The sequence below is a fragment of the Bradyrhizobium vignae genome (assembly GCF_900324035.1).
Taxonomy (GTDB): Bacteria; Pseudomonadota; Alphaproteobacteria; order Rhizobiales; family Xanthobacteraceae; genus Bradyrhizobium; species Bradyrhizobium vignae.
The window spans coordinates 968,433-990,720 of the sequence record NZ_LS398110.1 but is presented as its reverse complement, the minus strand read 5'-3'; the positions used below and the strand labels follow the sequence as shown (position 1 = coordinate 990,720).

The 22,288-nt window shown below is 64.6% G+C and carries 21 protein-coding genes, 1 tRNA gene and 2 pseudogenes; 15 read left to right on the top strand and 9 right to left on the bottom strand.

Annotation, left to right across the window (positions count from 1 at the left end; translation table 11 throughout):
• Window positions 1-91 precede the first annotated feature (91 nt).
• Window positions 92-346, top strand: a pseudogene (locus BRAD3257_RS42135) (winged helix-turn-helix domain-containing protein); the annotation flags it as partial.
• Window positions 344-651 (top strand): annotated as a pseudogene (locus BRAD3257_RS42130) (sensor histidine kinase); the annotation flags it as partial. The pseudogenes BRAD3257_RS42135 and BRAD3257_RS42130, both read left to right, overlap by 3 nt.
• Here BRAD3257_RS42130 and BRAD3257_RS40185 read toward each other — a convergent pair.
• The gene (locus BRAD3257_RS40185) at window positions 648-788 is read right to left on the bottom strand and encodes a hypothetical protein (RefSeq protein ID WP_164936762.1); all 141 of its coding nucleotides are present in this window, start codon (window positions 786-788) and stop codon (window positions 648-650) included. The pseudogene BRAD3257_RS42130 and the gene BRAD3257_RS40185 sit on opposite strands and share 4 nt — an antisense overlap.
• 79 nt (window positions 789-867) lie before the next feature.
• Between BRAD3257_RS40185 and BRAD3257_RS04795 the strand changes: the two genes are divergently transcribed.
• The 5 genes from BRAD3257_RS04795 to BRAD3257_RS04775 all read left to right on the top strand — a co-directional run bounded on the left by BRAD3257_RS04795 (window position 868) and on the right by BRAD3257_RS04775 (window position 5,849).
• Entirely contained in the window at window positions 868-1,437 is a 570-nt protein-coding gene (locus BRAD3257_RS04795) for an alpha-ketoglutarate-dependent dioxygenase AlkB (protein ID WP_122400883.1), read from the top strand.
• Window positions 1,438-1,735: 298 nt separating this feature from the next.
• Window positions 1,736-2,662, top strand: a complete 927-nt coding sequence (locus tag BRAD3257_RS04790; protein ID WP_122400882.1) for an alpha/beta hydrolase — start codon at window positions 1,736-1,738, stop codon at window positions 2,660-2,662.
• A 154-nt stretch (window positions 2,663-2,816) separates the two neighbouring features.
• Window positions 2,817-4,040, top strand: coding sequence for an ABC transporter substrate-binding protein (locus BRAD3257_RS04785; RefSeq protein WP_162500541.1), 1,224 nt, complete (start codon window positions 2,817-2,819; stop codon window positions 4,038-4,040).
• Between the two features lie 112 nt (window positions 4,041-4,152).
• Window positions 4,153-5,244: an enolase C-terminal domain-like protein gene (locus BRAD3257_RS04780; protein ID WP_122400881.1), complete on the top strand. Its 1,092-nt coding sequence runs from the start codon at window positions 4,153-4,155 to the stop codon at window positions 5,242-5,244.
• Between the two features lie 137 nt (window positions 5,245-5,381).
• The gene (locus BRAD3257_RS04775) at window positions 5,382-5,849 is read left to right on the top strand and encodes an NUDIX hydrolase (RefSeq protein WP_122400880.1); all 468 of its coding nucleotides are present in this window, start codon (window positions 5,382-5,384) and stop codon (window positions 5,847-5,849) included.
• A 40-nt stretch (window positions 5,850-5,889) separates the two neighbouring features.
• Here BRAD3257_RS04775 and BRAD3257_RS04770 read toward each other — a convergent pair whose 3' ends face one another.
• The 4 genes from BRAD3257_RS04770 to cpdR all read right to left on the bottom strand — a co-directional run bounded on the left by BRAD3257_RS04770 (window position 5,890) and on the right by cpdR (window position 7,388).
• On the bottom strand, window positions 5,890-6,426 hold the full coding sequence (locus BRAD3257_RS04770) for a DUF488 domain-containing protein (RefSeq protein ID WP_122400879.1): 537 nt from the start codon (window positions 6,424-6,426) through the stop codon (window positions 5,890-5,892).
• Between the two features lie 29 nt (window positions 6,427-6,455).
• Window positions 6,456-6,683, bottom strand: a complete 228-nt coding sequence (locus BRAD3257_RS04765; RefSeq protein WP_122400878.1) for a hypervirulence associated TUDOR domain-containing protein — start codon at window positions 6,681-6,683, stop codon at window positions 6,456-6,458.
• 198 nt (window positions 6,684-6,881) lie between these two features.
• Window positions 6,882-6,956 (bottom strand) — tRNA-Val (locus BRAD3257_RS04760).
• A gap of 72 nt (window positions 6,957-7,028) precedes the next feature.
• On the bottom strand, window positions 7,029-7,388 hold the full coding sequence (gene cpdR, locus BRAD3257_RS04755; RefSeq protein WP_007597092.1) for a cell cycle two-component system response regulator CpdR: 360 nt from the start codon (window positions 7,386-7,388) through the stop codon (window positions 7,029-7,031).
• A 329-nt stretch (window positions 7,389-7,717) separates the two neighbouring features.
• On the opposite strand from cpdR, the gene BRAD3257_RS04745 reads away from it, so the two are divergent.
• The 3 genes from BRAD3257_RS04745 to BRAD3257_RS04735 all read left to right on the top strand — a co-directional run bounded on the left by BRAD3257_RS04745 (window position 7,718) and on the right by BRAD3257_RS04735 (window position 10,925).
• Window positions 7,718-8,608 (top strand): N-formylglutamate amidohydrolase, encoded by an 891-nt coding sequence (locus BRAD3257_RS04745; protein WP_122400876.1) that lies wholly within the window; start codon window positions 7,718-7,720, stop codon window positions 8,606-8,608.
• A 528-nt stretch (window positions 8,609-9,136) separates the two neighbouring features.
• On the top strand, window positions 9,137-9,919 hold the full coding sequence (gene hisN, locus BRAD3257_RS04740) for a histidinol-phosphatase (RefSeq protein ID WP_122400875.1): 783 nt from the start codon (window positions 9,137-9,139) through the stop codon (window positions 9,917-9,919).
• Window positions 9,920-9,938: 19 nt separating this feature from the next.
• Window positions 9,939-10,925 (top strand): Bug family tripartite tricarboxylate transporter substrate binding protein, encoded by a 987-nt coding sequence (locus BRAD3257_RS04735; RefSeq protein ID WP_122400874.1) that lies wholly within the window; start codon window positions 9,939-9,941, stop codon window positions 10,923-10,925.
• Between the two features lie 49 nt (window positions 10,926-10,974).
• Here BRAD3257_RS04735 and BRAD3257_RS04730 read toward each other — a convergent pair whose 3' ends face one another.
• The gene (locus BRAD3257_RS04730) at window positions 10,975-11,865 is read right to left on the bottom strand and encodes a LysR substrate-binding domain-containing protein (protein ID WP_122400873.1); all 891 of its coding nucleotides are present in this window, start codon (window positions 11,863-11,865) and stop codon (window positions 10,975-10,977) included.
• 89 nt (window positions 11,866-11,954) lie between these two features.
• Between BRAD3257_RS04730 and BRAD3257_RS04725 the strand changes: the two genes are divergently transcribed.
• The gene (locus BRAD3257_RS04725) at window positions 11,955-12,707 is read left to right on the top strand and encodes a sulfite exporter TauE/SafE family protein (RefSeq protein WP_122400872.1); all 753 of its coding nucleotides are present in this window, start codon (window positions 11,955-11,957) and stop codon (window positions 12,705-12,707) included.
• 6 nt (window positions 12,708-12,713) lie between these two features.
• Here the strand turns inward: BRAD3257_RS04725 and BRAD3257_RS04720 are convergent, their stop codons facing one another.
• On the bottom strand, window positions 12,714-13,346 hold the full coding sequence (locus tag BRAD3257_RS04720; protein ID WP_122400871.1) for a LysE family translocator: 633 nt from the start codon (window positions 13,344-13,346) through the stop codon (window positions 12,714-12,716).
• Between the two features lie 216 nt (window positions 13,347-13,562).
• Between BRAD3257_RS04720 and BRAD3257_RS04715 the strand changes: the two genes are divergently transcribed.
• Together BRAD3257_RS04715 and BRAD3257_RS04710 are read left to right on the top strand one after the other, a co-directional pair.
• Window positions 13,563-15,359 (top strand): adenylate/guanylate cyclase domain-containing protein, encoded by a 1,797-nt coding sequence (locus tag BRAD3257_RS04715; protein WP_162500109.1) that lies wholly within the window; start codon window positions 13,563-13,565, stop codon window positions 15,357-15,359.
• Between the two features lie 182 nt (window positions 15,360-15,541).
• The gene (locus BRAD3257_RS04710; protein ID WP_122400869.1) at window positions 15,542-18,352 is read left to right on the top strand and encodes a di-heme-cytochrome C peroxidase; all 2,811 of its coding nucleotides are present in this window, start codon (window positions 15,542-15,544) and stop codon (window positions 18,350-18,352) included.
• Between the two features lie 104 nt (window positions 18,353-18,456).
• On the opposite strand, the gene BRAD3257_RS04705 is transcribed toward BRAD3257_RS04710, so the two are convergent.
• Window positions 18,457-19,404, bottom strand: a complete 948-nt coding sequence (locus BRAD3257_RS04705; protein WP_122400868.1) for an alpha/beta fold hydrolase — start codon at window positions 19,402-19,404, stop codon at window positions 18,457-18,459.
• 205 nt (window positions 19,405-19,609) lie between these two features.
• Between BRAD3257_RS04705 and BRAD3257_RS04700 the strand changes: the two genes are divergently transcribed.
• On the top strand, window positions 19,610-20,074 hold the full coding sequence (locus BRAD3257_RS04700) for an Hsp20 family protein (protein WP_162500108.1): 465 nt from the start codon (window positions 19,610-19,612) through the stop codon (window positions 20,072-20,074).
• A gap of 154 nt (window positions 20,075-20,228) precedes the next feature.
• A complete protein-coding gene (locus BRAD3257_RS04695; protein ID WP_122400866.1) occupies window positions 20,229-20,999 on the top strand; it encodes an alpha/beta fold hydrolase in 771 nt (256 codons plus the stop codon).
• 127 nt (window positions 21,000-21,126) lie between these two features.
• Here BRAD3257_RS04695 and BRAD3257_RS40005 read toward each other — a convergent pair whose 3' ends face one another.
• On the bottom strand, window positions 21,127-21,897 hold the full coding sequence (locus BRAD3257_RS40005) for a hypothetical protein (protein WP_162500107.1): 771 nt from the start codon (window positions 21,895-21,897) through the stop codon (window positions 21,127-21,129).
• Between the last annotated feature and the right edge of the window lie 391 nt (window positions 21,898-22,288).

Genomic DNA, 22,288 nt, shown 5'->3' with positions numbered 1-22,288 from the left:
GGCGAAGACGAGGTAGAACTGCGCGCCGTCGTAGGCGACCAGCAGCAGATCGACTCCGGCGTTGATCGCTTCCACCACGGCCTTGCAGACACTAACGCAAGGCAGTCTCCTGATCGATCCCGACCAGCACGTGGCGTCCTTCGCTGGCGCACCGCTCAAACTGACGGCGATCGAGCTCGGCATTTTGCGCGCGTTCCTGATGCGTCCGACCTCGGTGTTCAACCGCGAGCAGCTGATGCGGGCGGCCTATCAGCTCAACATCCAGGTCTCCGACCGCACCATCGACAGCCGCATCCGCAACATCCGCGCCAAGCTCGCGGCACTTTCCTGCGACAACGTGATCGAGAAGGCGCTGATCGTGCTGTCGCATCTCGCCGACAATGCGATGCGGCACAAGGCGCAGACGATCAGGCTCGAGGCGGCGGACGAGCGTACGACCTTGCGGCTGACCGTGAGCAATGACGGCGAACCGATCTCGGCCCCGAACCGCGACCGGATCTTTGACGCGTTCTTCACCACCCGCCGGGACCAGGGCAGCACCGGGATGGGGCTGGCGATCGCGCGTGCGGTGATGGCGAGCCATGGCGGCTCGATCAGGCTGAAGCCGACCGACGGGGCGCGGCCTTCGAGCTCCAACTCCCTCTGGCCTAGATCGCGAACACCCAGGCGGCAACAATGGCGCCGATGGTGACGAGACCGGCGATGGTCCAGCCGGCGGCGTATTCCAGCTCAGGATGACCGGTCGCGCGCATGATCTCAACCGGATCGGCGGTATGCTTCTCTGCCATGACAGCCTCGCACGTTTCTTCCCGCGTCTTATGTAAGTCGCACCAGCCGTCTTTAGGTTCCATCACGGAAATGCGAGAAATGACGCAGCTTGGTTTGTTCGCCGATGCGCAGGCAGGCCCAACCGGTCTTCGCTATACGAACAATTTTATCGGTGCCGCCGCCGAGCAGGATCTGATTGGCCGCATCGCAGCATTGCCGCTCCGGCGCTTCCAGTTCGGCGCCTTCGAGGGCAACCGCCGCGTGGCATCGTTCGGCTATCGCTACGACTACGCGCTGCAGCGGCTCATCGAGGCCGAGCCGATCCCGGACTGGGTGCGGCCGGTCGCGCGCCAGGTCGAGGCATGGGCGGGGCTCACAGAGGGCAGCGTCCGGCAGGTGCTGTGCACCGAATATGAAGTTGGCGTCGGCATCGGCTGGCATCGCGACAAGCCGCATTTCGACAAGGTCCTCGGCCTGTCGCTGGGCGCTCGTTGCAAATTCCGCTTCCGCCGCCGCAACGGCGACAAGTGGGAGCGCCACGCGCTCGAAGCCCTGCCGCGTTCGCTCTACATGATGGACGGTGAGGCGCGGTCGCAATGGGAGCACAGCATCCCGCCGGTCGAGGCGCGTCGCTACTCCATCACTTTCCGGACGATGAAGCCGCGATAAGCAGGCGGTCCAAAACAAAAACTGCGAAAACAACCCCATGCACAGTAGAAAGCCGTTGCCGGCTCGAGACCGGGCGACGCCGGACAACGGCCTGATGAATCGAGACAAAACGGCCGCTCCGCGCAATCCTCCCGGGCCCCGCGAAGCTGCCTTCCAAATGCGGCGACATGCCAAGCGCCTGGTCCGTGCTGGCCGAAGGTGCCGCGAATTCGCCTCAAGCCCAGCCGACTAATGAGGCGAATTGAAAAGACAGGCCAGATCAGCGAGCCAATATGAGCCCCGCAAGGCCGGCATCATCATGAAGAATTGTCTGACATTTTTCCTGCTTCTGACCATGACCACGGCCTCCGCGCACGGACCTGTGGGCCGGCTGCCGCCGCCCTCCGGTCTCGTGCAAGTGGGCCTGACCGATTCCGACACCACCGCCGGCGGCACCGCGCGGCTATGCGAGCAGGTCACCTTCTCGCGCGGTCTGCGCTATGGCGAGACCGAGGCCAATGCGCTGGATGTCGCGACCAGTGCCATCAAGGCGGACACACCGCGGCCGGTGCTGCTGTTCGTGGCGGGGGATACCTTCACCGGCGACCGCGCCGCGCCGGAGCTGTCGCGCCAGATCCAGGACCAAGCCATGTGCTTTGCGGCGCGCAACGACATGATCGGGGTCCGCGTCAACTATCGCCTGGCGCCCTCGGCGACCTGGCCGGCCGGCGCGTCCGATGTGGCGGCGGCGCTGTCCTGGGTCCACGGCAATATCGATCTCTTCAACGGCGATGCTCGCGAAATCGTCGCGGTCGGCTACGGCGCCGGCGCCTTCCATGTCGCCACCCTGCTGGCGCATCCCGAGCTGCAGACCGACGGCGCCGACGTCGCCGGCGTCGTGCTGGTGTCCGGGATCTACCGCGTCGGCAAGGACGCGAGCGACAGCGAGAAGGCCTATCTCGGCCCAGATGCCACCCAATACGACAAGCGATCGGTCTTCCCCGGCATCCTCAATGTCGACGTGCCGATCGTGCTGGCCTGGGCCGCGGACGATTCCGCCGGCCTCGTCGCGCAAGGCGAGACCCTGAAGAAGACGCTGTGCGGCGCGGGCCATTGCCCGCGCAGCGCATTGCTGCGCAGCCGCGACGGCATCGCGGCCGCGTTTGGCCTCGATGGCTCGGGCGATAGTCTTGCGGAGCCGACGCTGCTGCTGGTGCACCAGCTCGAGGCGCGGGGGTTGCCGTAGCAGGCGTGTCAACACGCCTGCCATTTCGTTCGGCCCTGCGCCGCGTTGAAGCGGACTCGCCCAGCCACACGATCGCCAAACGCTCGACCTACACCAACCCGCCTTGCTGCGGATTGAGCCGACCTCGTTGGGGGCCAACGACAAGGTGTCGAGCATGCGCGTCACCGGCAGACTGCTGTTCGTTCTGATCGTTGCTTCGGCCTCGCTTGGGGCGATGTCGCTGCAACACACCGAGCAACCCGCAACCGACAAGGAAATCCGAATCGGCAATGTCATGCCTTATTCGGGACCGCTGTCGGAGTTCGGCGCGATCGGCCAGGCTGAGGCCGCCTATTTCGACATGGTCAACGCGCGTGGCGGGATCAACGGCCGCAAGATCCGCTTCATCACCCGCGACGACAATTCCGATCCGGGAAGCGCGCTGGAGCTGACGCGCAGTCTGGTCGAGAGCGAGGACGTCCATCTGATGTTCGGCTCGTTCGGCACGCCCGGAAACCTCGCGACTCGCCGGTATCTGAACGAGAAGAAGATCCCGCAGCTGTTCGTCGCCTCCGGCGATGAGGAGCTGAGCCAGCCAAGCGCGTTTCCCTGGACCATGGGCTGGCAGCCGTCGTTCAGGTCGGAGGGGCGGATCTATGCCAACTACATCCAGGCCTACTACCCCCAAAAGAAGATCGTGGTGCTCTGGCAGAACGACCAGTTCGGGCGCATGCTCTACAAGGGCATCCAGGAAGGCCTTGGCGATCTCAACCGTCAGGTCCTCGTCGACATCGCCTTCGACATTGGCGATGAGCATTTCGACGGGCACGTCTCGATTCTCAAACGCGCCGGCGCCGACATCTTCGTCTTTCTCGGCGTGCCGTCGACGGCGTCCAAGGTGATCAAGCTGGCGGCGTCGCTCAACTGGCATCCGGTCTTCATCGTCAACGATGCCTCCGCCTCGATCGCCAATGCGATGGCGCCCGCGGGCCTCGAGAACTCCGCCGGCGTGATCTCGGCGGCCTTTCTGAAGGACCCGAGCGATCCCGCCTGGAAAAACGATTCCGCCATGAAGGACTGGTTCGCCTTCATGGACAAATACCATCAGGTCGAAAGCACCAACAACAGCGCCGCACTCTATGGCTACGCCGCGGCCGAGGCGCTGACGCAGGTGCTGACGCAATGCGGCGATGATTTCTCGCGCGACAATATCATGCGTCAGGCGGCTTCGCTCAGGGACTACCAGCCCTCGGTCGCCTTGCCCAACATCAGGATGAACACCTCGCCGGACCGCTATCTGCCGATCAGGCAGATGCGGCTGGTCCAGTTCGACGGACGCTCGTGGCAGCCCTTTGGTGAGGTGATCGAGACGGCGTTCACGGAGGGCGCGGCGCGGTGAATCACAAACCCGCGCAACCCCCATTTGGTGGTGGCCGGGCCAGGCGCCTTTTCGTTTCCTCACGGATGTTTAAGATCGGTCGCAACCTGCATCTGCTCCGCCGGGAGACTCCATGACCGAGACCATCCGCATCAAACGCTTCCACGCGCGGCCCGTGATCGTGCCGATGAATCTGCCGCTCCAGACCTCGACCGGCGCAGTCGCCAAAGCGCCGCTGGTGCTGATCGACTGCGAGACCGATCAGGGCGAGACCGGCCATGCCTATCTGTTCTCGATCACGCCCTCGGCCTTGAAGCCGCTGACGGCGATGGTCACCGAAATGTCGGACTTGCTCGCCGGCGACGAGCTGCTGCCGTTCGAGATCGAACGCAAGCTGACCCAGCGCTTCACCCTGCTGGGCCTCGCCGGTCTGCAACGGCTGGCCCAATCCGGCATCGACATGGCGGCCTGGGACGCGCTGGCGCGCAGCAATGCCCTGCCGCTGGTGCGCCTGCTTGGCGGCACGCCGAAGCCGGTGAGGGCCTACAATTCGAAAGGCCTCGGCATCATGCCGGCCGGCGCCGCGGTCGAGGAAGCCCACAAGCTGCTCGCTGAAGGATTTCAGGCCGCCAAAATCCGCGTCGGCCGACATGATGCGCGGGAGGACCTCGCCGTGGTGCGCGCGGTACGCAAGGCCGTCGGCGACCACGTGACGCTGATGTGCGACTACAACCAGGCGCTGACGGTGACCGAGGCCATCCGCCGCGGTGAGATGCTCGACGACGAGGGCCTCACCTGGATCGAGGAGCCGATCCGCCACGACGACTATGCCGGCTGCGCCCGCGTCGCGGACGCGCTGCATACGCCCCTGCAGATCGGTGAGAATTTTGACAGCGCGTTTTCGATGCAGTCCGCGCTCGCGGCGGAAGCCTGCGATTACGTGATGCCGGACGTGCAGCGCATCGGTGGCGTCACCGGCTGGCTTCGCGCCGCCGCGCTGGCGCATGCCGCCGGCATCGAGATGTCGACGCATCTGTTCTCGGAGGTGAGCGCGCATTTGCTCTGCGTGACGCCGACCGCACATTGGCTGGAATATGTCGACTGGGCCGATGCGGTGCTGGCAACGCGGCTGCAGATCAAGGACGGCTTTGCACTGCCGAGCGAAGAGCCCGGCAACGGGATCGCGTGGGATGAGGCGGCGGTCGCCAAATATCTCGTTACATGAGGCCGCCTGTCGCCGCGTCGATCACCGATCGTCGGATCTACGACCGAACGGCGGCAATCATACTCAGCTCGAAGGGAGCCCGACGAGGCTCGCCTGCGCGTATTGCGCAGCGGCGGTGCGCGCGATAACGCTTCCCCATGAGCACATGGCGGCCACATCCCCGCATCCGCGTCGTCGCAATCGGCCTGCACTGGCGCGACGGGCGGCTGCTGGCAGCCGAGGTGCGCGACGATGCGGGCCGGATCAAGGGCGTGCGCCCGCTCGGCGGCGAGATCGAGTTCGGCGAGAGCTGGCACGCGGCGCTCGTGCGGGAATTCAACGAAGAACTCGGCATCGACGTCACCATCGCCAGCGAGCCCATGCTGCTGGAGAACATTTTTATGCATGAGGGATCGACCGGCCACGAGGTGATGTTCGTCGCGGAGGTCGCGTTTCCAGAGGGCGCCTTCGCCGGCCAGGACCGCATCGACTTCCGCGAGGACAACGGAGAAGAGATCGTCGCCCGCTGGTTCGACCTTGCCGATCTCGACCTGGATGGCGGACCGAGCCTCTATCCGACGGGCCTGAAGGACGTGCTGCGCGGCAACAGGTACAAGACGAATTGAACACGATGCCGCCTCGCATGAGCGCGCTGGCGAGGATTGGCTAATTCTCAGCCGGGTAGGCCAGGCGGCCGTCAGCCACGAGCCGCGCCGCCGGATTCATTTCTGCCTGTTCGACCTGCCCGGGTCCCAGAATGTGAAACACGGTCTCGCCGGCTGCGAGCAAGTAGTCCGTGATGATCCGCCGGTGGCATCGCCACCACAATGTTTCCGCGCACATGATGGCGCAGCGCCGGGTACGCCCGAGCTCGCGCAAATGAGCGAGGCCGTCGCGAAAGGCCGCGCTCATGGCGTGGTCAGCGTAATTGTGAAAGCTGCCGTTCTGCCAGAACGCATTGGTCTCGCGCGGCACCTCGCGCGTGCGGCTGCGCAGGCCGCCGAGAGCGGCGATGTGCTCATAGCCGATCGAAACAGCCGCCAACGATTGCGGCAGCGTCTCGCGATTATACTGCGGGTTGGTCCGCGAGCGGGGCACGGTGCGAACGTCGGCGACGAAGCTGACCGAGGTGCCCTGCAACAATTCGACGAATTCCTCGATCGAGCGTCTGGCATGGCCGATGGTGAAGAAGGAATGGGCCATGGGCAGCTCGTCGACTCCCGCTGTGCCGCTCAGCTTCGCAGCAACCGCAACGCCCGGCCCTTGTGCAGGGCGACGTGATCGGTCGTGTCGCTCTTGATCTCGTATTGCGGATCGTCCGGGCTCGCATGGTGAGTGTGGCCCTTGTAGTCGACGTCCCCAGTGTGGACGCGCAGGATATGGCCGCGTACCCGACCGGCCTCGGAATTCCAGCTGACGTGATCGCCGCGCTTGAAGGATTTTGTGGAGGGCTTCGGCATGGCGGTACAATGCCGGGGGGTCTCGGGCGTTCCAGGAAACCAAGCTGGCGGCACCAGTCCGTCTTCGCTCTGCGAGCGACGCCGGACACGCTTACGTCGAGATTTGGGTGGCTTGCCGAGCCGAAGCTCGCGGCGGCAGCCCGCCTGTGCCCTTTGGGCTTCGGCGTGGCATCCTTCTCTCGCTTCGCGAGCGAAGGATGGTGGGCACGACAGGGATCGAACCTGTGACCCCTACCATGTCAAGGTAGTGCTCTCCCGCTGAGCTACGTGCCCTAGAAGTCATTTCATCGGTGGGGTCCCTATAACGGCTCAGGGGACCCGGCGCAAGGACGGAAGGGGGCCGATTTAGGCCGCCAGCATCTTGTTCACTTCACTGACCAATTCGCGCAGGTGCACGGGCTTGGACAGCACCTTGGCGTTCTTGGGGGCGTCCGAATCCGAGTTCAGGGCGACCGCCGCGAAGCCGGTGATGAACATGATCTTGATGTCGGGGTCGAGTTCCGAGGCGCGGCGGGCGAGCTCGATCCCGTCCATCTCCGGCATCACGATGTCGGTGAGCAGCATCTCGAACGGCTCTTCCCGCAACCGCTGATAGGCGGCCATGCCGTTGTCGTGGGACGAGACCTGAAAACCGGCGTTTTCCAGCGCCTTGACCAGGAAACGGCGCATGTCGTTGTCGTCTTCGGCGAGCAGGATCTTTGGCATGGCAGGAAACGTCGAATCCCCAGAGGATATCAGCAGAGGTCACTAAGCCCGACAGAGGGTAAATTTGGGGTGAAAATCTTTACCTTGGGCCGGCTGCGCTGCCGGCTCTTTGTGAACCGGAATGGGCTCCGAATCAATCGAGCCGAATCGACTGATCCCCGCCGCGATAGCTGCACGGTTAAGACGTGTTCCAGCGCCCTTCGCATCTTTTCGCTTGGCAGAATGGTTGCGATTCCGGACAATGACGACACATAAGAGCCGCTCGATCGGCCGAATCATGCGATCTGGTCCCTGCCAGATCCCGGCGCGAAGGGACGAAGCCTGAGAAGATGACCCGGTTTGAGGGCGACATGTCGCCAGCCTTCGAGATCTTCGAGCCCGCCGAATGGCGCGCGCCTATCATCTTCAACTCGCCCCATTCCGGCTCGACCTATCCGGACGAATTCCTGGCGGCGTCACGGATCGACCTGCCGACGCTGCGGCGCTCGGAAGACTCGTTCATGGACGAGCTGATCGGCCATTTGAGCGAGCGCGGCTTTCCGACGGTGCGGGTCAACTTTCCGCGCTCCTATGTCGACGTCAACCGCGAGCCCTATGAGCTCGATCCCCGCATGTTCGCCGGACGGCTGCCGAGCTTCGCCAACACCCGGTCGATGCGGGTCGCGGGCGGCCTCGGCACCATTCCGCGCGTGGTCGGCGATGGCCAGGAGATCTATCGCGACCGCATCCTGGTCGACGACGCGCTGGGGCGGATCGAGATGCTCTACAAGCCCTATCATCGTGCGCTGCGCCGGCTCATCAACAAGGTGCACCAGATGTTCGGCACCGTGGTGCTGGTCGACTGCCACTCGATGCCTTCGGTCGGCGTCAGCAGGGACGAGCCGCGCCGGCCCGACATCGTGATCGGCGATCGCTACGGCACGAGCTGTACGCCGCTGCTTCCCGATCGCGTCGAGGAGACCTTGTCAGGGCTCGGCTATTCGATCGGCCGCAACAAGCCCTATGCCGGCGGTTTCATCACCGAACATTACGGCAATCCCGCAAGCGGCCTGCACGCCGTACAGCTCGAGCTCAATCGCGCGATCTACATGGACGAGCGGCGGCGCGAGCGGAGCGCGCGCTTTGCACAAGTGGCCTCCGACTTCGGCGTTCTCGCCGACGTACTGGCAACCACGATTCCGTTCGCCGATCTCGGCCCGTTCCAGGCCGCGGCGGAATAGGACCTGGCTCTTCTCCGTCCAATGATATTGTCTGCGAATGGCGCGATGGCGTCTTCGCTTTGCAAGCTTGCGCGCCTTGAAATGAAAGCAGAGGCGCCAAGAAAAAAGGGCCGCTTCTGATGAAGAAGCGGCCCAAGTCTAGGGAGGAAACGCCCAAGGAGGGCAGCGGTAACGCCAAGCGCTACCGCACCGCAACAATATGCGACCGCGCCGCACAAAGTGCAAGGGCTTTTGAGCGGTTTCCCATGCAATTCTCACATGGCTCAGTTGCTTCCAGAGAAACCCAGATTCAGTTTCTTTGATAAGGAAATTCAATGGGTTGATAGTCATTTGCATACAAACAAGGCAAGTGCGGAACTAAGTTTTCAACTCTGTGATCGATATTTGGCCAGGAGATGACTGGGATGAGGCAGCGCGCTCGGCATCCAAAATACCAGGGAGCAAAATCAAGACAGCGCTGCACGCGGCAGGCGAATTGAGCTAGGCAGGAGGCGCGTTCATCCAACCTTCGCTTCGAGGATTCGGCCTGTGACGGTGATCGACTTCTCCGCCTTCATCGGACGGCTCGCCACCGTCTCCGGCGAAACCATCCTGCCGTTCTTCCGCACCTCGCTGTCGATCGACGACAAGAGCAAGACCAAGGATTTCGACCCGGTGACGGAGGCCGACCGCGCCGCCGAGGCCGTGATGCGGCGGCTGATCAAGGCCAACTTTCCCCAGCACGGCATCGTCGGCGAGGAATTCGGCAACGAGCGCGAGGACGCCGACTACGTCTGGGTGCTCGACCCCATCGACGGCACCAAATCCTTCATCGGCGGTTTTCCGATCTGGGGGACGCTGATCGCGCTCTTGCACAAGGGCACGCCGGTATTCGGCATGATGCACCAGCCCTTCATCGGCGAGCGCTTTTCCGGCGACAATGGCTCGGCCCACTACAAAGGGCCCTCCGGCGAGCGCCGGCTCCAGGTCCGCCGCTGCGCTTCGCTGTCGGAAGCCACGACCTACACCACCAGCCCGCTGCTCATGAACGAGAGCGACCGCGCTATCTTCGGCCGCATCGAGCGCGGCGCGCGGCTGTCGCGCTATGGCGGCGATTGCTACTCCTATTGCATGCTCGCGGCCGGGCACGTCGACCTCGTGGTCGAGACCGAGCTGAAGTCCTATGACATCGCAGCGCTGATTCCGATCGTGACCGGCGCCGGCGGCGTCGTCACCACCTGGGAAGGCAAGCCGGCCCAGGCCGGCGGCCGCATCATCGCGGCCGGCGACGCGCGGGTTCACGAAGAAGCCTTGAGGCTTTTGAACCAATAACAAGCGCGCGGAGGCTTGCATGACCGTCTCACGCAGGCTGCTCGTTGAATGGCTCTTATTGTTCTTGGGATTGTTCCTGCTGCCGCCGTCATTGGCATCGGCACCGAATTTTCCGGCCAAGCCGATCAAGCTGATCGTGCCCTTCCCGGCCGGCGGCCCCAACGACATCATCGCCCGGGTGATCGGGCGGCGCATGTCGGAACTCTCAGGACAGCCGGTGCTGATCGACAATCGCGGCGGCCAGGGCGGCGTGCTCGGCACCGATGCGGTTTCGAAGGCCCCGCCTGACGGCTACACCATCGCGATCTCCTCAGCCGGCGCGCTCGCAATCAGCCCGAGCATGGAGAAGGTCGCCTATGACACGCAGGCGGATCTCACACCGGTGACGCTGGTTGCGACCGTGCCGGAAATGCTTGTGGTGGCCACCAACGTGCCCGCAAAGGACATCGGCGAATTGATCGCGCTCGCCAAGGCGCAGCCGGGCAAGCTCAACTTCGCCTCCTCCGGCCCCGGCAGCCTGCCGCACCTCGCCGGCGAATTGTTCAAGCTGACGGCAAAGATCGACGTCGTGCACGTGCCCTATCGCGGCGCCGCTCCGGCCGTGAACGATCTCCTGGGCCAGCAGGTGCAGATGACCTTCCTCGACCTGCCGGTGCTGCTGCCACAGGTCAAGGCCGGCGCGCTGAAGCCGATCGCGGTCGGCTCCGCCGAACGCGCACCGACCGCGCCTGACGTGCCGACTCTTTCGGAAGCCGGTTTTCCCGATCTGCGCGTCGAGAACTGGTATGGCATGGTGGCGCCCAAGGGCACGCCGAGGGAGATCGTCGCGGCGCTGCATGCTCTCGCGACCAAGGCCATGGCGGATCCCGCGGTGAAGGAGAAGCTTGCCGCACAGGGCGCGACGCTGATCGGCGACGAGCCGGAGCATTTTCGCGGCTTCATCGCCGGCGAGACCAGCAAGTGGGCGAAAGTGATCAAGGACGCGGGCGTGGAGACGGCGAAGTAGTCGTGCTTACCCTCCCCTGGAGGGGCCTGGAGGGGGGTAAGCGAAGAGCTCACATCGCCTCCGCCCGCAAATGCTCCACCAGCATCTTGGCCGGCCTTGCCAGCGCCTTGAAGTTTCGCGCGCAGATCACGAGGCGACGGTTGGCCCAATTGTCACGCAGGCGGACCATGGCGAGCGGCATGGTCTTGGCGCAGCGGCGTGCGGCAGCTTCAGGCACGAGGGCTACGCCGACATCGGCGGCGACCATCTGGCAGATCGCGTCGAAATCGCGCAGGCGCGCGCGGAAATGCGGGCGCATGCCGAGCCGCGCGGCGTGCTTCGAAATGTGCATCTGCAGCGCGGTGGCGCTGGTGAGCCCGACGAACTCGCAAGCCCCCGCCTCCTGGAAATCGATCTGGCGGCGGCCGGCGAACGGGCCACGGCGCGAGGTCACCAGCGTCAGGCGATCCTCGCTGAAGGGGAAGCGTTCGATATGCTCCGGCAGCGCGTGCTCGGCGGCAAAGCCGAGATCGGCGGCACCGGCGGTGATCGCCGCCGCGATATCGGTGCTCTCGCGCTCCTCGATGTCGATGGCGACATCGCGATGCTCTCGCAGGAAACCGGCGAGCGCCTTCGGCAGATGCTCCGACAGGCCCGACGTGTTGGCGAGGAAATGCACGCTGGCGCGCACGCCGCTCGCATAGCTGGCGAGATCGCCGCGCATGGCGTCGATCTGGTGGATGACCAGCCGCGCATGATCGAGCAGGCTCTCACCGGCCGCGGTCAACTCCACGCCGCGGCGCCCGCGCTTGAGCAGCGCGACGCCGAGCGCGTCCTCGAGCCCCTTGATGCGCGCGCTGGCGGAGGCCAGCGCCAGGTGCGAGCGCTCCGCGCCGCGGGTGATGCTGCGCTGGTCGGCGACCGCGATGAAGAGCTGGAGGTCGACGAGGTCGAAGCGCATGGCGGTTCTCCTAAGCCTTCGTCAAAGACGAAGGCTCTCTCCGTAACCTCCAGATTGTGCCTGATCGCGGCTTCGGTCAATGTGCAGATATGACCGACCCGCTGCTCATCCTCATCGCCGCCGTCTTCCTGCTCGCCGGATTCGTCAAGGGCGTGGTCGGACTCGGCCTGCCGACGGTGTCCATGGGCCTGCTCGCCGTGAGCATGGCCCCGAGCCGCGCCATCGCCATCGTGATCGTGCCGGCCATCATCACCAACATCTGGCAGACCTTCGTCGGCCCGTATTTGCGCGACATCCTGCGGCGGCTGTGGCCGCTGATGATCGGCACCGTGGTCGGCTGCTGGCTCAATGCCGGCGCGCTGACCGGCCCCCATGCGCGCTACGGCACGATCGTGCTCGGCATCCTGCTCGTTGTTTACGCCATCATCGGGCTGAGCAGATTCCACTTCCGCGTCGCGCCGCAGAACGAGAAATGGGTGGGCGGCGTAGTCGGCCTCGTCACCGGGGTGATCTCGGCCTCGACCGGCGTGCAGGTCATCCCCTCGATGCCATTCATGCAGGCGATCGGCATGGAGAAGGACGAATTGGTGCAGGCACTAGGCGTGTTCTTCACCACCGCGACCCTCGCGCTCGCGTTCAACCTGACCGCCGGCGGATTGCTGACCCCCGCCAATGCCGTGCCTGGAGCCATCGCCATGGCGATGGCCTTCGCCGGCATGTATATCGGCCAGTCAGTGCGTGCACGGATGCCGGCCGAAGCGTTTCGGCGCTGGTTCCTGATCGCGATGATCCTGCTCGGCCTGTATCTCGCCGGCAGCGCGCTGGCGAAGGAGTTCGCTTGAAGGAAGTTACCGCGTCTCCAGCATGGCAACGCGGATGCCGAGATAGATGAAGAGACCGCCGAGCGCGCGGTTGATCCAGGCGATCGCGCCTTCGGACTGACGCAGCCGGTTGGCGGCCTTGGCCGCGAACGCGGCGAGCACGAGGCACCACAGCGTGCCCGTAAAGATGAAGATCAGGCCGAGCGTCAGGAAGGCGAGCGGCTTGTGCGGCGCATCGGCTGCGACGAATTGCGGCAGGAAGGCCAGGAAGAACAGCGCGACCTTGGGGTTGAGCGCGTTGGTGAAGACGCCCTGGAGGAAGACGCGCCGCAATGAACTCCGCACCGGCTCGTCGACGCTTGAGGCCAGTATCGGGCGCGACCACAGCATCTGAAGCCCGGTCACGACGAGATAGGCCGCGCCGACCAGCTTCAGGATCGAGAACGCGGTGGACGATGCCATCAGCAGGGCCGAAAGCCCGATCGCCGCGCCCGCGACATGGACAAAACAGCCGCAACTGATGCCGAAGGCGGCAGCGGCGCCGCCCCGCCAGCCCATCTGCATGCTGCGGCCGATCACATAGACCGAATCCGGCCCCGGCGTGATGTTGAGCAGCACGCCAGACAGGATGAAAAGCCCGATTTCGTGAATACCCAGCATGCAAGCTGCCTCCCGCCGCCCCGTCCAGGTTCCGCTTAGTCGGTTCTCCCGTCCCCGTCCATCGCCGGGATTGCCGAGGATTTACCTCGAATTTGCAATGCGGATCATACTTCCGCTCGGCCACATCTGCTTTATAAGGGCAGGGTTCTTGAAATGCGGGATTCGAGGCGACTGCCACGTCGTGGCCGGTCCCCTATCCCCTGGAGCTTTGCGGATATGGAAAGACGTCTGGCTGCCATCGTCTGCGCCGATGTCGCCGGCTATTCGCGCATGATGGGCAGCGACGAGGCCGGCACCCATGCCGCCTTCAAGGCCCATCGCGCCGCGATTCACCCCATCATCCTCAATCACGGCGGCCGCGTCGTGAAGAACACCGGCGATGGCTTCCTGCTGGAGTTCGCCTCCATCGTCGGCGCGACTGAAGCTGCGATCGCGATGCAGACGCTGATGGCGGAGCGCAACCACCATCTCCCTGCCGACCGCGCCATGCAATTCCGGCTCGGCATCCATATGGGCGACGTCATCGCCGACGAGGACGAGGTCTTCGGCGACGATGTCAATATTGCCGTCCGCCTCGAATCCGTGGCGAGCCCCGGCGGCTTCGCGATCTCGGCCAAGGCCTATCGGGAGGCGAGCAAGCATCTCGCCGTGCCGTTGACTGACGCCGGCGACCACCGCTTCAAGAACATCAAGGATGCGGTCGGGGTCTTTACCTGGATGCCCGAGGGCGCGCCGGCGCTCGCGCCCGAGCTGCGGGAAGCATCCGCCCTTTCGCAGCAGTACCGCACCGCGATCGTCGGCGTGCTTCCCTTCACCAATCTCAGCGACGCTCAGGATGAATATTTCTCCGACGGTCTCACCGAGGATCTGATCCACGCGCTGTCGCTGCAATCCTTCTATCGCGTGCTGAGCCGCAACTCGACCTTCGCCTTCAAGGGCAAGAATGTGAGCACGCGCCTGATCGCGCGCGAGATCGACGCCTCCTATCTGATCCAGGGCTCGGTGCGGCGCGCCGGCGCCAAGATCCGCGTCACCGCCGAGCTGATCGCACCGGAAACCGGCGAGCAGCTCTGGACCGGCCGCTACGACCGCGACATCGGCGACCTCTTCGCGATGCAGGACGAGATCACGACCAACCTGTCCGCCGCCATCGCCACCGAGATCGTTCGTGCCGAAGCCTCGGCGCCTGCGCGGCTCTCGACCGACGTGAGCGCCTGGGATCGCTTCCTCAAGGGACTGTCCCATTACTACCGGCAGACCAAGGAAGATCTCGCCGCCGCCATCGACCTGTTCCGGGAGGCCATCCGGCTCGATCCCAAGCTGTCGATCGCGCATGCCTATCTCGCCACGATCCAGATCCAGAGCATCCAGTTCGGCTGGGTCAAGGGCACGCGGGAGATGTGGGCCGAGGCGATGCATCTCGCCGAAACCAGCGTCCGGCTCGACCCGCGGTCCTCGTTCGCGTTCTCGATCCTGTCCTGGGCCCACGGCATGGAAGGCCATTATGAGGCCGCGATGGACGCCGCCAAGCGCGCGGTCGCCCTCAACCCCTACGACAACGGCGCGCGCGGGGTGCTCGGCATCTGCCATTTCATCATCGGCGAGCACCGCGAAGCGATCGAGCTGTTCTCGATGGCCTCGCAGCGCGACAACAGCGATCCGCGCTACCAATGGGCCGCGCTGAACGCCTTCAGTCATTACCTTCTGCGCCAATATGATGCGACGCTGTCATGGGCCCGCGAGCAGCTCTACATCAACCCGAACCACATGCAGGCGCTGGCGATCCGCGCCGCGGCGCTGGCGCAACTGGGCCGGAGCAGCGAGGCGGCCGAGGCTACCTCCGTGCTCATGGGCAACTACCCAACCCTGAACGTCGATCGTCACCTGCGCAATTTCCACTGGAAGCGGCCCGAGGACATCGCCCATTACCGCGAGGGGCTGCTGAAGGCGGGCGTGCCGCTCGGCAAGCTGACCCTGGTCCAGGGCCAGCTCAAACGCGCCGCCGAATCCTGACGGGCGGGTCGCGATCCCGCACTTCGCGGCAAGCTGCGCGCGCCCGCGGTGTTGACACGACAGTGAAATCAGCCACACTTCTTGCACGCTGAAGTAGAATAGCTTGCTGTCGGTTTGTTAGGACTTTCCGCGCTTGATCGGCGCGTCTTTTTTTGCGATTCGCCGTTTTCAGGATTTGGGCCATGCATGACCGCGCTTCGAAGCCGCCCTTCGACCCCTCGATCCAGGTCTCCCCGAACAATCCCTGTCCGTTCCTGCGCGGCCTCGTCGGCGAAGGCTTCGTCGATGGCGGCACCGTCCCGCTCCGGACGCTGTCACGGACCATCGCCAATGCAAGCGGCGAGGCGGGGCTGAAGAAGGTTTCGGCCCGCATCCAGGTGCGCGGCGTCGCGCTGATCGCCAACGGCGCCTGTCACATCCTGCAGAGCATCTTCTGGGGCGCGCAGCTCGATATGCTGCGCGGCGGTCCGCTCGATAAGCTCGGTGCCGGCTCGCGCATCCTCGGCGTCGACGGGCGCGTCAACGAGGACGAGATTGCGCGTCTCGCCAGCTTCGGCGGCACCTATACCGATCCCGATGGCGGCGGCACCGAGACCGGCCTCAACGCTTCGCAAATCCAGACCTTCATGAAGGACAATCTCAAGCGCGCCGGCAAACAAGCGCGCTGGTACTACCCGATCCTGATGAAGTTCGAATGGCCGATCCTGCTCAAGATCATGGGCAAGGGTCAGGGTGATGACCGCTATCTCAGCGTGGCCGAGGTGAGGACATTGTTCAACGAGCGCAAATTCCCTGACAGGATCACCCAGCGAGTCGTCAGCCAGCCGGTCACCCCGCCCTCGCTGATCTTGCGCGCTGCCGGCGGACTCGTTGCTGCTCTTCTCGTCTTTGGTGTCGTGGCGCTGCGCTTTCCGGATCAATTCCAGCCGATGCTGCCAGGCATCTTCGGCGACCTGGTGGCGCCGCCATTGCCAGAGCACGTCGAGCCCCGGGCCGCATACTGGCTCGAGCAGAACTGGGCGCTGGAGGACCGGCACTGGTTTCATCACGCCAGCCAGGGCACCGCGACCTTCCCGGTGCCCTACCGCTGGTTCATGGCGCTCGAGCAGCCGCGGCTTCATTTCTTCGCGAAGCCCGGCATGCTGCACGACAGCGACCATCTGCAGCGCTTCGGCTTCATCCCGAGCCCGCAGACGATCTACACCGACGATGCCACGCTGCACCGGTTCGGCTATGCCAACGTCTATGACAAGACCAAGCCGGTGCCGGCGCGGCTCTGGGATCCGCCGGTGAACTGGGGTCGCCAGGCCGAAAACGTCGACGGCCTGCCCGTCGGCTTCGCGCGGATGACGGGCGTCCCCGATCCTGCGACCGGCCAGATCGGCGAGGACCGGATCGGCCTGACCTGCGCCGCCTGCCACACCGGCCAGATCCACTACAAGGGCATCGACATCCGCTTCGACGGCGGCCCGGCAATGACCGACCTCAGGAAGCTCGAGGTCACGACCGGCCTGTCGATCGCCTACACGCTCTACGTCCCGGGTCGGTTCACACGCTTCGCCGATCGCGTGCTCGGCGCCTCAGCCAGCGATGCGGACCGCGATGCGCTGAAGCAGAAGCTGCGTGCGATCAGCACGTTCCTGATCGACTGGGAGAAGACCTACGCGAAAACCATCGAGGGCAAGACGAGGTTCAACGAGAAGACGAAGCGGCAAGAGCCACAGCAGGACACGGAGGAAGGATACGGCCGTCTCGACGCGCTCAACCGCATCGGCAATCAGGTGTTCGCCCAGGACATGGCGCTCAGCGGCCTCAGCGGCTTCGAGAAGAATCTGCACGCCAAGGACGCGCCGGTCAGTTTCCCGCCGATCTGGACCGTACCCTGGCTCAAATACGCGCAATATGACGCGTCCATCGAGCAACCGCTGATCCGCAATGCCGGCGAAGCGCTGGGCGTGACCGCGCTGCTCAATCTGTCCGACACTACGCCCAAGGACAGGCTGTTCCGCTCGTCGATGGATGTCAAGAATCTGAACTGGATCGAGGATCTGCTGAAGGGGTCGCCGCCCTATCCGAAAAAGCAGCTCTCCGGGCTGACATCGCCGAAATGGCCGTCGGACATCTTCGGTGATGATGCCTGGAAGATCGATGGTGAGCGCGTCAAGAACGGCCGCAAGCTGTACGCGCAACTCTGTGCCGAATGCCATCTCGGGCCGGTCAACGATCCCGTGTTCGACGCCGAGTTTCCGGATCAAAGCATCTGGTCCTCGTCGCGCTGGGAGACCATCGGCGCCGACAAATTCCTGAACGAGGTCCAGAAAAGCGTCAAAGGCATGGGGACCGATCCCGCTCAGGCCAGCGTGCTGGAAACGCGGACGATTCAGGTACCGGGCTTTCTCAAGCTCGATCCCTCGCAGAAGCTCAATGCCTGGTGGAACTGTAATCTGCCGGATGTTTCTTCGACCGACATGCCGTACTCGCTTGGGCTGATGGTGCTCGTCGACATCGTCGCCCGCAAGGCGATGGACGATGCGAAGATCGACCCGAAGGTTCAGCAGGCCTGGTGGGGTGAGCGCAAGAACTGTCCCAATCCCGGTCCGCAGCCGCCCGACAAGAAGGAGCCGCGGCCCTGGTATCGTGCGCGCCCGCTCAACGGCGTCTGGGCCACCGCGCCTTATCTGCACAACGGATCGGTGCCCTCGCTCTACTGGATGCTGAGCCCTGCGGCCGAGCGTCCCAAATCGTTCTGCATGGGCGGTGATCGCGACTATGATCCGAAGCAGGTCGGCTTCGCGGTCTCTGACGGTGAGAGCTGCAAGACCGGGCAGTCGCGTTTCTCGACGCGGGCGTCTGATGGCACCGAGTTGTTCGGCAACAGCAATGCCGGCCACTCGTTCGACGGCACACCGGGCCCCGGCAAGGACGGCACCATCGGCCGCGTGCTCAAGGAGCAGGAGCGCTACGACCTGATCGAGTATCTGAAGACGCTGTGAATGACCTCGTCGTCATGGCCGGGCTTGTCCCGGCGATCCACGATCTTTGCTGCGGCACCAGGAACGTGGATGCCCGGGACAAGCCCGGGGCATGACGAAGATCCTCACTTGAACAGCGGCGTGCCCGGCACGAAGGCGTCGAAGGCGGCCCAGAACTGGGAGCGGTAGCGGTCTTGCTCCTGGAGGATCTCGTGCTTGGAGCCGGCGATCACGAGATGAGAGCCGGCGCGCAAGTGATAGGCGAACTCCTCGATCGCCGCGGTCGAGACCACGGTGTCGTTGGACGCCGCCAGCATCAGGATCGGTTGGCGGATCTGAGAAGGGTAGTTCACGCGCTTGAAAATGTGCATCGCGCGGAAGGCGGTATCGGCCCAGGCGACCGTCGGTGACGCCAGTCCGAGCGTCGGGTCTTCCTCCAGGATCGCGGCATTGCGCGCATAGCGCACCGGGTCGCTGGTCAGGGGATTGTTGATGAAGGGATCGAGCCCGGTGAGGCGGTCGCTGCCGCCGGGAACGTAACGGCCGCCCTGCCCGAGCAGGCGCATCGTCTTGAGCAGCGCACGCACCGGAAACGAGGTGGTGCGCCCGGGCAGGTCGATCATGGGCGCCGACAGCACCATGCGGTCGAACCAGCGCTTGCCGGCATGCGCCACCCGCAGCAGCACAGTGCCGCCCATGGAGTGGGCCAGCGCGAAGAAGGGCGGCGGGCAATCCGGCAGCACCACCTGCTGCACGAAGGTCTCGACGTCGATCTCGAAATCGGAGAAGTCGCGCACATAGCCCTTGCGCGGATCGCGCAGACGGCGCGACGAGTGGCCCTGCCCGCGCCAATCGATCATCGCCACCGCAAAGCCGCGATCGCGCAAGTCACGCACCGTCTCGAAATATTTCTCGATCTGCTCGCTGCGCCCGGTGAAGACGCAGACGGTGCCCTTGCGGTTCGCCGGCGGCGCCCACCGGGCAAAGCGCAGCTCGGCGCCATCGGGTGTCTTGATGGTGCCGCTGACGACGTTTTCGGGGACGGGATTGGACGGGATCGAGACCAGCGTCATGATTGGAAGTGCTAGAAATCAAGGGGCGGGAGCGCCGAAAAGGCGCCTATCCCGCCCTCTTGAACGCCGTCTCGTTCCACCCATATCACCTTCGTGCAGGCCGCTACCAGTGTTTCGGAACCGGAACATCAGGCTGCACACAGACGAAAGCCCGGCCCGATGGCGGGCGGGTCACCTAAACAGTCGCTCAATGGAGGACTTGACCATGCGTACCTACGATCTCACCCCGTTTTATCGTTCCACCGTCGGCTTCGACCGTCTCTTCAACCTGCTCGACCAGGCCAGCTCGGACGGCAGCCCCGGCTACCCCCCTTACAACATCGAGCGTACCGGCGAGAACGCCTACCGCATCACCGTTGCGGTCTCGGGCTTTGCCAAGGATGAGCTCTCCATCGTCGCGAAGGAAAACACGCTGACGATCAAGGGCGAGAAAGTCGCAGGCGAGAACTCGAAATCCGAAGTGCTTTACCGCGGCATCGCCGCGCGTGCGTTCGAGCGCGCCTTCCAGCTTGCCGACTTCGTGCAGGTGAAGGACGCCTCGCTCGAGAATGGGCTGCTTCACGTCGACCTCGTCCGCGAGATTCCCGAGGCCAAGAAGCCGCGCCAGATCGCGATCAATGCCGGCGCGAAGGCGCAGGTGATCGAGAACTCGGCCGCGCAAGCCGCCTAAGCCAGGCGACCAATCCAAACGACTTCCAGGTTGCGAAAACGCCCCGGTGCCCCGGGGCGTTTTTTGCACTGCATCACAGAACGGTGAAGGTGTAACGCTGCGGCCTCGCGCGCCGTCCTTTGGGCATCGACCCCAAACAAGACGGAGAAACATCATGTCACTCTGGCGCAGCCTTTTCGTCGCCGCGAGCCTCTTGGCGGCTCCCCTCAACCTTGCTCATGCCCAGACACCGCAGACGGTGAAGGCGAAGAACGTCGTGCTGGTGCACGGCGCCTGGGCCGACGGCTCGAGCTGGTCTGAGGTGATCCCGATCCTGCAGGCTGCAGGCCTGCATGTCACGGCCGTGCAGAATCCGCTGTCCTCGCTTGCCGATTCCGTCGAGGCGACCAAGCGGGCGCTGTCCGCGCAGGACGGCCCGACCGTGCTGGTCGCGCATTCCTGGGGCGGCACCGTGATCAGCCAGGTCGGCACCGACCCGAAGGTCACCGGCCTCGTCTATGTCGCCGCACGCGCGCCCGACGCGAACGAGGATTTCGTCGCGCTGTCGAAGCAGTTTCCGACCGGGCCGGCGCGTGCCGGCATCGTCGAGCGCGACGGCGCCACCAAGCTCTCGGAAGAGGCCTTCCTGAAGTACTTCGCCAATGGCGTGAAGCCGGAGCAGGCCAAGGAGCTCTATGCCGTGCAATGGCCAACCGCGGCCTCGATCTTCGCCGGCCGCACCACGGAAGCGGCGTGGCGCTCCAAGCCGAGTTGGTACGCGGTGTCGAAGAACGACTACACCATCAACCCCGATTTCGAGCGCTTCCTCGCCAAGCGCATGAACGCCACCACGATCGAGCTCGATGCCGGCCACCTCTCGCTGGTGTCACATCCGAAGGAGGTGGCGAACTTGATCCTGGACGCGGCGGGGTATCCGCGGAGCTAAGGTGATTGCGTGAATGCAAAAGGCGCCTGAGTTATTCGGGCGCCTTTTGTTTTGCTCCAATGTCGTCCTGGCCTAGTGCGCCATTGCGCACGGGAGCCAGGACCCATTACCCCAACGCACCACCTCGTTAATCCAGCCCTTGCGCAGCCGGCATCTCCTGTGTCGGCAGGATCGTCGGACCCGGCTTGGCCTGAGCGACTGTCGGCGCTGCGGCCTCGGCGGCCTTTGCCTGTACGGCCGCGGTCTGCTGGGCAGATTGCGCCTGAGCGGGTTGAGCCTCCGGCGCCCGCGCCTGCTGTGCCGTGGGCTCGACCGGCTTCGCCGCCGCGACCGGCGCCTCGCCACGCGGCGCAGCCGCCTTGGGCAGCGGCACGGCGCGCTTGGCAACATGCGGGATCGAGGCCGGCGGGCGCGGCGGGCCGCTGCGGATCATGGTCGGCGGCGGCAGCGCGGTTTGCGGGCCGTAAGAGCCGACCGCCCGCTCCTCATAGGGCGGCGCCATGCCGTAAGCATCGGAAGCCGGCATGAAGCGGATGATCCGGCCGTCGCGGGCGTCGATCACCAGCCGGCCGTCGTCGCCGCGGCGGTCGATCACCGCGATGGTATAGACGCTGCCGTGCAGGCGCGGAATGCCGAGCGGCGAGAAGCCGTTTTCACGCAGCACCGCGTAAACCTCCGTTGACGGCAACAATACCGGCGCCGGACCGCGTTCCTCGTAATCGTAGCCGTAACCGTAACGCGGCGGCGGGGTGGCCTCCGGCGATGCCAAGGGTCCATCGAAATCCGACACCGCGATCACCGCCCCTCCAACCGTACCGCTCGCGGGAACCTGGGCGTGTCCCGCACTTGCAGCCAGCACCAGCGCGGCGGCCGCCACACATCCTGTGAAAAACTTCATGATCGAGACGCTCCTGTCAGACCCTCCGGTAGCCGCCCTCTTTCGCTTCTTGCGGCGGGGCGCGCCTTCCGAAGGGTTGATCCGAAGCTTCATTCGGGATTCCGGCGTCCACAGGGCCGGATCAGGGCGCGTTTGCTCCAAAACCGGGGCTGCGCAACTTTCGGAAAGCGATTGATTGACATATCGGGAATCGCGACTTCCGCACGCTTGTGTGCTAGACAAAAATTTGGCAAGGTGATGGTTAGGACAGGAAGACTGTCTCAATTTTGCTGGCGGTTCCGGCACAGGGATTGCAGCGAAAACCGGTGCTCTCGAGCGTCGGCAAGCTACCAGGCAAAGCCGTTCTCGGGGACGAGGAGCGCCTAGGCCTGAATTTAAGAAAATGCGGCTC